The organism is Aquimarina sp. ERC-38 (assembly GCF_026222555.1).
Taxonomy (GTDB): Bacteria; Bacteroidota; Bacteroidia; order Flavobacteriales; family Flavobacteriaceae; genus Aquimarina.
Genome location: NZ_CP098511.1, coordinates 2,246,742 through 2,259,180 on the forward strand (window position 1 = coordinate 2,246,742; position 12,439 = coordinate 2,259,180).

General features: G+C 32.1%; 2 protein-coding genes. Both read left to right on the top strand.

Going from position 1 to position 12,439, the window contains the following annotated elements:
* The first annotated feature begins 116 nt into the window (after positions 1–116).
* Positions 117–9,182: a non-ribosomal peptide synthetase/type I polyketide synthase gene (locus tag NBT05_RS09290; RefSeq protein WP_265769593.1), complete on the top strand. Its 9,066-nt coding sequence runs from the start codon at positions 117–119 to the stop codon at positions 9,180–9,182.
* Positions 9,183–9,272: 90 nt separating this feature from the next.
* Positions 9,273–12,434 carry a non-ribosomal peptide synthetase gene (locus NBT05_RS09295; protein ID WP_265769594.1) on the top strand — a complete coding sequence of 1,054 codons (3,162 nt, stop codon included), beginning with the start codon at positions 9,273–9,275 and terminating at the stop codon, positions 12,432–12,434.
* Positions 12,435–12,439 lie beyond the last annotated feature (5 nt).

Below are 12,439 nucleotides of genomic sequence, written 5' to 3' on the forward strand. Positions count from 1 at the left end.
AATCAAAAAATCAAAGAACGTATATTAACCCTTATCATTAAAGGGGTTATTGAAAAAATTAAAAAGTTAACGCATCACTAGTATTTCATAAACTATTAAAATCCAATTGATATTCGATGAATGGCAATAAAGAACAACTAAAACAAGCTTTAATAGCAATTAAAAAGCTAAAAAATGAACTACAAAGATCAAAGGTATCTGATCCTATAGCGATTATAGGAATAGGGTGTCGTTTTCCTGGTGGAGTATCAGATTTAGAAGGCTACTGGGAACTTTTAAGCAAAGGAAAAGATGCAATTACTGAAGTTCCTGTTGAACGATGGAATCATACAGATTGGTTTTCAGAAGAAAAAAATAAACAGGGAAAAACGTATTCTAAATGGGGCGGTTTTTTGTCAGATATAGAAAGTTTTGATACTAGCTTTTTTGGCATTTCACCAAGAGAAGCAAAATTTATTGATCCACAACAACGATTATTTCTTGAGGTGTGTTGGGAAGCAATTGAGCAAGCTGGATATACGAAATTAAATTTATTTAATAGTAATACTGGTGTATACGCAGGTGTGTATGCAAATGATTACCAGCATCGTGTAATGAGTGAGGCAGAGCATATTGATGCTTATTCTTTTGTCGGCTCTTTACATAGCACTATTACAGGAAGAGTTTCATATTGGTTGGGATTAAAAGGACCTAGTATGGCTATCGATACAGCGTGTTCTTCTTCCTTGGTAGCAGTACACACAGCTGTTCAGGCACTGAGGAATGAAGAATGCGATATGGCTATTGCTGGAGGAGTGAACGTCATTCTTAAACCAGAAAATACAGTAGGTCTTAGTAAAATTAATGGACTCTCACCTACAGGAAGATGTTATGCCTTTTCCGATAAAGCTAATGGATTTGTAAGGAGTGAAGGTGCGGGAGCTATCATCTTAAAAAGAGTATCTCTAGCAAAACGTGATGGAGATAGAATTTTAGGAGTGATTAAAGGAAGTGCAATAAATCAAGATGGTCAAAGTCAGGGATTTACTGCACCTAGCGGCAATGCTCAACAACAGGTTATTCGCAAGGCCCTATCAGATGCAAGAGTATCACCATCTGATATTGATTACATAGAATCTCATGGTACAGGAACAACATTAGGAGATACTATTGAGATTGAAGCATTAAGTCAAGTATTTAACGATTCAAGAAACGGATTGGGACCATTATTAGTAGGATCTGTCAAAACAAATATAGGACATACAGAATCAGCCGCAGGCATTGCAGGTTTAATCAAAGTGATATTGGCTTTCCAAAAGAAAGAGTTTCCTAAAACAATTCATTTAGATACTTTAAATAAAAATGTGGACTGGAATCAAATGGCAATAAAAGTGTTAGATGAAAACACACCTTGGTCTAAGCATAAAGAAAGAATTAGACGAGCAGGAGTAAGTTCATTCGGGATTAGTGGAACAAACGCTCATATAATACTTGAAGAGCCTTTGATACCAGAAAAAATTAAAAACACCAACCAGCTAAATCAACAGTATTATGTACTTCCGGTTTCAGCTGAAACCGAAGAAGCTTTGAAAATACAATTAAAAAATCTGGAAGGATTTTTAGCTAATAACAAAGAAGAATCTCTTGCAGATATATCTTTTACTTTGGCTTTAAAAAGAGAACATTTTAGTTTTAAAACTGCTATTTATGGAAGAAATAAAGAAGAATTGATTGATAGTTTAGAGTCTGTTCTAAATGAGGATATAAAAAGGTCTTTAAACCATACTATTGGTAAAACAGCTTTTTTGTTTACAGGAGGAGGAGCTCAATATATAGGGATGGGAAGATTGCTATATCAAACCGAAGAATTGTTTAAGCAAGCATTAGATGAGTGCTGTAGAATTGCTAATCCTTTATTAGATGAAAATTTACTTAAAATTATTTTTCCAGAGGATGACTCTATAACTAAAAAATTGATACATCGTATAGATTACATGCAACCTGCATTATTTGCTTATGAATATGCCATGTGTGAGTTTTGGAAATCTAGAGGAGTAGAACCACAAGTACTTATAGGTCATAGCCTAGGTGAAATTGTAGCAGCTTGTATTGCTGGAGTTTTTAGTCTAAAAGATGGAATAAAGCTGGTTTGTGAACGAGGAAAATTAATGCAAAGTCTTCCAGAAGGAGGAGCTATGGCATCTATAGAAGCAACAGAAGAAGAAGTTCAGTCGATAATAAAGAGAAATAAATCTAATGCAGCTATTGGTGTTATCAACGGAGACCAGCAGACGGTAATTTCCGGAAATAAAAATGAGGTAGAAACTATTCGATTATTATTTGATACTAAAGGAGTAAAAACTAAAGTGTTGAAAGTTTCTCATGCATCTCATTCTTCACTAATGGAACCGATTCTAAAGGCATATAAAAAAGTGGTGTCATCTATTCAATTTTATGCTCCTAAAATAGTAATGGTTAGTAATCTCACAGGAAAAGTTGCAGATCATACAGTTCAAACCGAAGAATATTGGGTTGATCATTTGAGAAAAACTGTTCGATTTGCTGATGGGATAAAACAACTAGAAACATTAGACATTAATACATGTATAGAAATGGGGCCAGAACCAGTGCTATTAGGTATTGCTGGTATTTGTTTACAAGAGTCAGAAATGTTATGGTTACCCTCTTCTAGAGAAGAAAATGAAGTTATAGTGTATGAGAGTTTATGCAAATGGTATACTTGTAGAGGTGATTTAGATTGGAAATCAATACATAGCCATACTTTAGGAAAAACAGTAATACTTCCTACATATCCATTCCAAAAAGAAAAACATTGGTTTGAATTAAAAAACTCAACACATTCTGGGAGATTCACTGGACATAAGTTATTAGGTAATAGATTAGAAATAGTAGGATTAGATGTATACGAATCGATAATATCTTTAGAAAAACTAAATTATTTTATTGATCATAAAGTAGTAGGTCAGATCATAATGCCAGGATCTTATTATGTAGAAATATTACTTGCACATACCAATGATAGAGTCGATAGCTCTTATGGTATTAGAGAGTTATTAATACTATCACCAATGGCATTATCAATAGAAAATGAAGTTATAAGTCAATTAATACTACAAAAAATAGAAGAAGACGTATATGAATTTAATCAATATAGTAGAATAAGTGATCAGGATGAATGGCAACTTCATGCAAAAGGAATTCTGGAACCAATTCAGATAAAAGAAAAAAAAGATACTGTAGATATTTCAATACTAAAAGGAACCTACTCTCCATACATATCACAAGCAGATTTTTACAATAATCTGTGGGAAAAAGGAATTCAATATGGAGATATGTTTAGGGGAGTACAAAAAGTGTATAAGAATGAAAATGGAGTTTTAGGAGAGATTTGTTTACCAGAAAATTTGAATGATCAGATAAATGATTACAAAATTCATCCTGTTTTACTGGATTGTGTATTTCAATTGTTGACTCATATTATGGGTACAGAAGATAAAAATGTTTATTTGTTATATACCATAGAAGATATGAAAGTATTTGCTCCATTGCAACATACATCTATATGGGCAGAAGCAGTAGTTACGAACGATCGATCGATAAAAGAGGGCGTAATTAATTCGAGCATACGTGTTTGGGATGATCAGGGAGTTCATATAGCAACAATAGGATCTGCATATGCAAGAAAAGTGAACTCTTCTCAACTGTTACCAAATGACAAAAGTATTAATTGGCAATACAAATTGGATTGGAAAGAAATTGATACAAGTTTACTAAGCAAACAAGTAATGGATGATACGAGTACTTGGTTGATTTTCAATCATAATAACTCAAATAGTTCATTACATAATCAATTGAGTAAACAAGGCAAAACAGTTTTTCAATTTTCAGAATGGTCAGATGCAGCAATATGGGCTAAAGAACAAAAAGTTAATCATATTATCATTCAATGGAGTGAGCTGCATCAAGAAAATAATCATATATCGTCATTTCAACAAGATACAGCAGATGGATTAGGAATTCTTCAGCAAGTTCAGCAATGGTTAAATACTAATGAATACCCAGAACTTAAAAATCTTTGGTGGATTACAGAAACAACATTATCTAATCCGTTTTGTACTTTTCATCATGCTACATTATGGGGAATGGGGAATGCATTTTTAGGAGAATGTCCTGATATTTCTTTCAAGTTACTTAATGTAGCGAAAAATACAGCATATCAAACAAGCTTATTACCTCTTCTTTTTTCTAATACCAAAGAAAGTCAATTATGTATATCTGAAAAGAAAATATATGGATTAAGATTATTATCGTCTGTGCATAGTACAGAAGCACCTGTTAAGTTTTTACCTCAACAGGAGAGTACTGTATTGATAACAGGAGGCTTAAAAGGATTAGGATACATAACCGCTGAATTATTAATAAGAAAATATAGAATTAAGCATGCAATATTACTGGGCAGAAGCAAACCTACTACAGAAGTATTGAAGCAAATAGAATCTTTAAGAAATGAAGGAGCTATAATTACTATTGCGACAGGCGATGTTACCGATAAAAAATTCTTAGAGAAAGTAATAAATGACATACCAAAAGAATTTCCTTTAATAGGAATAATTCACTCGGCAGGATTGACCAATACAGTTACTATAAAAAACCAACATACGGAAGGATTTTTGACAGAAATGGCTCCTAAAGTAAAAGGAGCATGGAACTTACATCAACTTACACTGGATATAGACCTTGACTTTTTTATATTATATTCATCTGCAGCATCTGTGGTAAACACACTAGCTATAGGACAGAGTAGTTACGTGGCTGGGAACACCTATTTGGATCAATTGGCAACTTACAGAAAAGGATTGAATTTACCAGCACATAGTATCAATTGGTCTCCTTGGGAATCAATAGGAATGGCTTCAGCCTTGACTGATAAAGAACTACAAAGGTTATCTAGATTAGGATTTGAATATATATCAGTAGCGTTAGGACTTGAGATTTTACAAGAAATTTTAGAAAAACCATCAGGGCAATATCCAGTACTAAACCTTAATACCAACATATTTAACTCAAGCTTCCAGGATAATAATATTCCATTACTATATAGTGAAATTATAGATACAGAAAAACTAGATACTAATAATAGTCAAAAAATAACTAGTGTAAAAGAGAAACTAGTTGGGTTGTCAAGACATGAAAAACTGGAAATAATCAATAAAATTATCGTTAAAGAAGTGGTAAAGGTTTTGTCTCTTTCTTCTAAAAATACGGTCGATATTTATAAAAATCTTTTTTCGCAAGGATTGGATTCCTTAATGGCGGTAGAACTGAAAAATAGATTATCAACCAGACTATCCAAATCGTTACCAGTGGCATTAATTCTAAGTAAACCATATATTGATATACTATCCGAGGAGATTGTAAATAAATATTTTAAGGATGAAGGACATATAGACAAAACCGAAGTTTTAATTGAGGATGATCATGGTAAATTAGAAAGAAAGTTACTTCCTCTTTCTTCAATGCAACAAAGGCTATGGTTTGTATACAAGCTAACTCAAAAGAATGAGCTTCATAATATTTTCTTTGAGTTGACGTATAACGGAGACTTGTGTGAAGAGACATTGGAAAGAACGATTTCCTATCTAGCACAACGACATGAATCACTACGTTCTAGAGTGGTAGAGCAAAATAATAGTAATCCTTATGTAGAGATAATAGAAGGTTGGTGTCCCAAAATCATTAAAAATGACTTAAGTAAAAAATCCATAAAAGAGCAGCAAATAGCTGTAAAGGAACTGCGTAAAGCATTGATGAATTATCAGTTTGATTTTTCTTCTACACCAATTCATTTTGAACTTGTAAAACTAGAAACTTCGAAGTATCGATTAATGATTACTCAACATCATTTGTTTTCTGATGGGTGGTCAATAATTGTATTGATGAAAGAAATTATAGCAGTTTATAATGCATTGAATTTAGGAAAAGATCCGCAATTAACTATTATTACCAAAAAGTATGAGCAATTAGTAAGAGCAGAAGACAAAAAGTTAGAATCATCGTACTTTGAAGAAGATATTTCTTATTGGAAAAAACATTTATTTGAAGCTCCAACGTTAAAACTACCCCTTGATAATGCATATCCGAATATAAAAACATACAAAGGAGGAAATCTGAATTTTGAGTTTAATGAAGAAGAAACTGCAGCGATAGAAAAATACATTAAAAAAGAGGGAGTAACATTAAACACAATACTTTTTGGAGCATACTCATTATTATTATACTATTTTTCTAATCAGGAAGAATTTGTTGTTGGTAGCGGAATGGCAAATAGGAATGACGAAGGATATGAAAACATAATAGGTTATTTTGTGAATACTATTGCAATTCGATGTAAGGTTTCAGATCAGATCACTTTTAAAGAGTTTCTAGAGCAAATAAGTCAAACCATTTACGATAGTATGCCTCACCATGAAGTACCTTTTAATGAAGTGGTAAAAAGCGTATTAAAAAATAGATCAGGAAAAAACCCAGTAGATAATCCTTTGTATAATGTTTCTTTTGTAGTCAATAATTTTGATTTGTCAGGATTATTGGAGACCCAATCAGATTGGGTTTTTGAAGGAGTAAATTTAGGTATAGAAGGCGTTGCTGTAGATGACTTAAATATGATTCTTATAAGACATCAACAAAGATTACGAGGATCAGTAAATTATAACGCAGATGTGTTTAAGCAAAACACTATACAAGAATTAATTAAGCTTTATAAGTATATCATAAATGCTATTATAGAAAACTCAAATCAATACATTGGCCATGCTAGGCTACTTAAGGAAAAAGACCAACAGCAGTTGATTAGTTTTAATAGTAAAGAAAAAGAATATCCTGAAGACTCTTCTGTGATAGCACTTTTTGACCAACAAGCAGAACGTACACCTGCAGCCATAGCAATACAGTGTAATTCTAATAAGCTTACGTATGCAGATGTGCAAGATAAATCCATTCAACTACAACAATACTTGCAAGATCAACTGGGGATTAAACCAAAGGATAGAATAGGAATTGTAATGGAGCGATCAGAATGGACGATTATAACTATACTTGGAGTCTTAAGAAGTGGAGCAACATATGTGCCTATTGATGTTTCTTATCCTTATGTAAGAAAGGTATTTATAATAGAGGATACAGAGGTAAAATGTTTGATTACTGATGCGTCACAATTAGATGTTTTTAAAGAATTAAAGATACCAGTAATTGAAATAACAAATTATCAAGATATTTTTAATGTAGAAATAAAAAAGGATAAGAAGAAAATGCAATTTATCCATGCAAATACTCCTGCCTATATTATGTATACATCTGGATCTACCGGAGATCCAAAAGGGGTAGTCATCAATCATAGAGCGATTGTAAGTTTGATTTTCAACCATAGTTTCAACTTTTTAGGAACAGATACTGTAATGTATCAATATGCACCTTTTACATTTGATGCATCTACTTTTGAAATATGGGGAGCATTGCTTAAAGGTGGTATATTGGTTATAAGCACACCAACATATAAATCTAGCGAAGCACTATCTGATGATATTATCAAAAATGAGATTAATACACTTTGGCTTACAGCATCATTATTTCATCTTGCCGTAAAATCAACTCCGCAGTTATTTAAAAAATTAAAATATATCCTAGCAGGAGGAGAATCGATACATTCAGATAAAGTACAAATGATTCTAAATCAAAATAAACAACTTACATTCATAAATGGATATGGACCTACAGAGTCTACTACATTTACAGTAGTTAATAAAATAGATACTTCAGAAAATGTTCATCATCAAAAAGAGATTATCGGTAAACCAATAGATCATAGACAGGTATATATAGGAAGTGTACAGAATGAAGAAATTAATTTAAAACCAATTGGCGTTACTGGAGAATTATTAATAGGTGGTGATGGGCTTGCAGTTGAATATCTGAATGATACTTTAAAAACGAAAGAAAAATTTATAAATAACCCATTTGTTACCGAAGAATCTAAAATATACCGAACAGGAGATTTAGCAAGATGGTTACCAAATGGTACAATAGAATTTATCGGAAGACAAGATGATCAGGTAAAAATAAGAGGGTATAGAATTGAAATAGGAGAGATAGAAAGTTTAATTTGCAAGTGTGATGATGTAACACATTGTGTGGTAACTACAGAAGATGACCCTAGTGGTTCGAAGAGGTTGGTGGCTCATGTGGTATGTGAAGATGTATTTAATTATAAACGCATTAGAAATCAAATAGCAGCTATAGTGCCTGATTATATGATACCATCTTTAATCAAAAAATTAGATGCATTACCGATAAATCACAATGGCAAGGCAGATAAAGAATCTGTTCAACAAGAACAACCATTGCCAGAGATTGTTAAAGAAGAAATATCCTCCCTTCAATTATGTAAACTCTCCAGTACAAAAATCTCTAAAATTTGGAGCAAAGCCTTGGATTTGGAAACGGTAGGGTTAGACGAAGATTTTTTTGAATTGGGCGGTCATTCATTGCTGGCAAATCAAATTTTAACAGCAATTCATGAAACCTATGGCGTAGAAATTTCTTTGAGCGATTTGTTTAGGGAACATACTGTACGAAAACTTACTAAGTATATACAATCGATAGTGCCTTATAGAGGAGAGTCTTTCGTTTCTGACAATGAAGAACAGTATGCAGAGATTTCTAAAATTTGGAGCAAAGCCTTGGATTTGGAAACGGTAGGGTTAGACGAAGATTTTTTTGAATTAGGCGGTCATTCATTACTGGCAAATCAAATTCTAACAGCAATTCATGAAACCTATGGCGTAGAAATTTCTTTGAGCGATTTGTTTAGGGAGCATACAATACGAAAACTTACTAAGTATATACAATCGATAGTGCCTTATAGAGGAGAGTCTTTCGTTTCTGACAATGAAGAACAGTATGCAGAGATTTCTAAAATTTGGAGCAAAGCCTTGGATTTAGAAGTGGTAGGGTTGGACGAAGATTTTTTTGAATTAGGCGGTCACTCATTACTGGCAAATCAAATTTTAACAGCAATTCATGAAACCTATGGCGTAGAAATTTCTTTGAGCGATTTGTTTAGGGAGCATACAGTGCGAAAACTTAGCAAATTTATAGCAACCAGAAAAAAGAAGCTATGCCTATAGATACTACACTAAGTATTTAAATGATAGATAATAATAATTATTGACCTGTTTATAGTAGATTAATTTTAATACAAGATTATGGTTCAAAAGATGAAAAATAATAAATATATAGATATACTACCTGTTCCATTATCATATTCACAAGAAGGTTTGTGGATTGTTGATAAAGCTATGGGAAGCCTGAATTATCATATTCCGTTGTTATATAAACTCAATCAGGCAATTGATTTAGAAGTTTTGAAATTAACATTTCAAACAATTTTGAAAAGGCATCAAGTTTTACGAACAGTATTTAAACAAAATGAGATAGGAGATGTTTCACAAGAAATATTGACTATAGAAAACTGGAAAATTGATTATGAAGCTGAATATGAAATAAGGAATACAAGCGAACTACAAACCTATGTTGAGAAACTAAACGCTATTCCTTTTGATCTTGAAAAAGATTATATGCTAAGAGTTCATTTTCTTAAAAAACGTGATAATGAATATTTCTTAATTTTAATTTTTCATCATATCGCATTTGATGGGTGGTCTTCATCACTATTCTTAGAAGAGTTACAAAAAATTTATAACCTGAAAATAAGCGAGAATCAAAACAATTTGTTAGAAGTCACATATCAGTATACAGATTATGCGATGAGTCAGAGAAGTGAAGAAAAAGAAACTGTTTTTGAAGATAAATTAACATTTTGGAAAAGTTTTTTAGAAGGGCATACTCCGTTAAACTTTCCTACTGATTTCCCGAGACCTAATGTACAAAGTTATAAGGGAAAAACTTACATTTTTGAGTTACCGAAAGAGTATAAAGAGTCGCTTAAAAATATATCAAAAGAATATCGGGCAACACCTTTTATGATACTGTTTGGGGTTTATAATATATTACTATATAAATATACAGGACAAACTGATATAATAGTGGGTAGCCCTACTGCAAACCGTATGAACCCTCAAGATCAACGGCTGATTGGGTGCTTTGTCAATCCACTTGCATTAAGAACAACTTTTTCAAATACTATAACTGTTAAAGATTTATTAGAGACGGTAAAGATGAATTTTATGAATGTATACGAACATCAAGATTTACCTTTCGAAAAAATAGTTAAAGCACTTGTAACAGAACATGATAGAAGTAGGTCACCACTGTTTCAGGTAATGTTTATTATGCAAAGTAATAAATCAGTAGCATCGGTAAAACTAGGCGATGTAGACCTTTACGAAATTGCTTATGAAGGGAATACTTCTAAGTATGATATGACTTTTAGCATTACAGATAAAGAAGAAACGCTAGAAGTCTTAATAGAATATTGTGATGATCTTTTTTTATCAAAAACTATAGAACAAATAGCAAATCATTATAAAAAGCTAGTCGGAGAAGTATTAGAGAAACCAAATAGTCGTATTGATGAATTAGAAATGTTATTAGATGAAGAACAAGATGAATTACTTGTAACACTTAATGACGGAGATGTCAATTATCCTTTCGAAAATTTTGTTCTGGATCAATTTAAAAAAGTGAGTAATGATAACGCAATAAAAACAGCTTTAGTCTGTGAGGACAAAGAAATGACGTATCACGAATTGGACAAAAAATCTAATCAATTGGCGGTTGTTTTAATTGAAAATGGAATCGATACAGGCGATAAAATAGGACTTTGTACAGATCGCTCATTTGATGTTATAATCGGAATTTTAGCAATATGGAAAGCTAATGCTTGCTATGTGCCGATAGATCCATTATATCCATTAGAACGAATTAATTATATAGTGAAAGATGCTAACATTAAAAATATAGTTTATAGTAGTACTATTACAGTACATCAAAAATTAGAAAAACCTAACAGTATATACATTACAGAAGCTTTATTTCAAAAAGAATCTTCAATACAATTAAAAAAACGAACCATAACTAGTGATCAGTTAGCCTATATTATTTATACATCTGGATCGACAGGAAAGCCTAAAGGAGTTATGATTACTCATGGTAATCTGAATGCCTTTGTAGGGTGGTGTAAAGAAGAATTTAAAAATGATTCTTTCGAAATAGTATATGCTGTTACATCAGTATGCTTTGATTTATCAATTTTTGAGATGACATATCCATTATGTGTAGGTAAGAAAATTAGAATACTACCCAATGGATTGAGTATTTCTACATACATAAAAACTGACAAAAATATTCTACTAAACACTGTACCAAGTGTTATTGCAAATCTTCAGGATAACAATATTGATTTTGGCAATGTAAACCAGATCAATATGGCTGGAGAAACAATACCTCAAAAAGTTATTGACCGTATAGATTTTAACAAAATTATAGCTCGTAATTTATATGGACCTTCGGAAGATACTACCTACAGTACTTGCTATCGGTTACACCATGGCTCAAAATCACTTATAGGTAAGCCTATTAGTAATACACAAGTATATGTGCTTGATGATACCTTAACCTTATTACCAAAAGGAATAATAGGAGAATTATATTTGGGGGGAGATGGAGTAGCGCTAGGGTATTTGAATAGGGAAAAATTAACAAAAGAGAAATTTGTTTTAAATCCTTTTGAGACAGGTACATCTAATAAAATTTATAAAACGGGAGACCTAGTTAGATGGCTTCCAGATGGTAATTTAGAATTTATAGGAAGAAAAGATACTCAGATAAAAATGCGAGGTTTTAGAATTGAATTGGGAGAAATAGAAACGATACTATCTCAGGTTGATGGGGTAAAACAATGCGTAGTTATTGTCTCTCAAAATGATTTTGAAGATAAGCAATTAATAGCATATGTAGTTCCTGAAAAAGAAGAATGGGAAATTGAAGCAACACACCATTTACGATTAAAACTCCCAAAATATATGATCCCTAATATCTGGTTAGAATTAGAAATAATGCCATTAAATACTAATGGAAAAGTTGATAAAAATAAACTTCCAGTACCCCAAAAAGACATAAAGCTAGAAGAAAGATATATAGCTCCTTCAACCTCCGTTGAGAAAGAACTAGTACATATATGGAAAAAAGTATTGGGAATACAAAAAATAGGAGTTCACGAACAACTTATAGAACTTGGTGGTCACTCTCTTGTGGCAGCCAAACTAGTCATTTTGATTAATAATACATTTCTATCAACGATTACAGTAGGTACATTGTTAGAATTACAAACGATCTCAATGATAGGTAAATATCTTCAAAACACGATGGATCCGTCAGATCATTACCCAGAAGGCTTGTATGAAGTACTTGATATTTAATATAT

Coding starts and splice junctions, on each gene's coding strand:
- NBT05_RS09290 (WP_265769593.1), top strand. CDS start 117: ATGAATGGCAATAAAGAACAACTAAAACAAGCTTTAATAGCAATTAAA.
- NBT05_RS09295 (WP_265769594.1), top strand. CDS start 9,273: ATGAAAAATAATAAATATATAGATATACTACCTGTTCCATTATCATAT.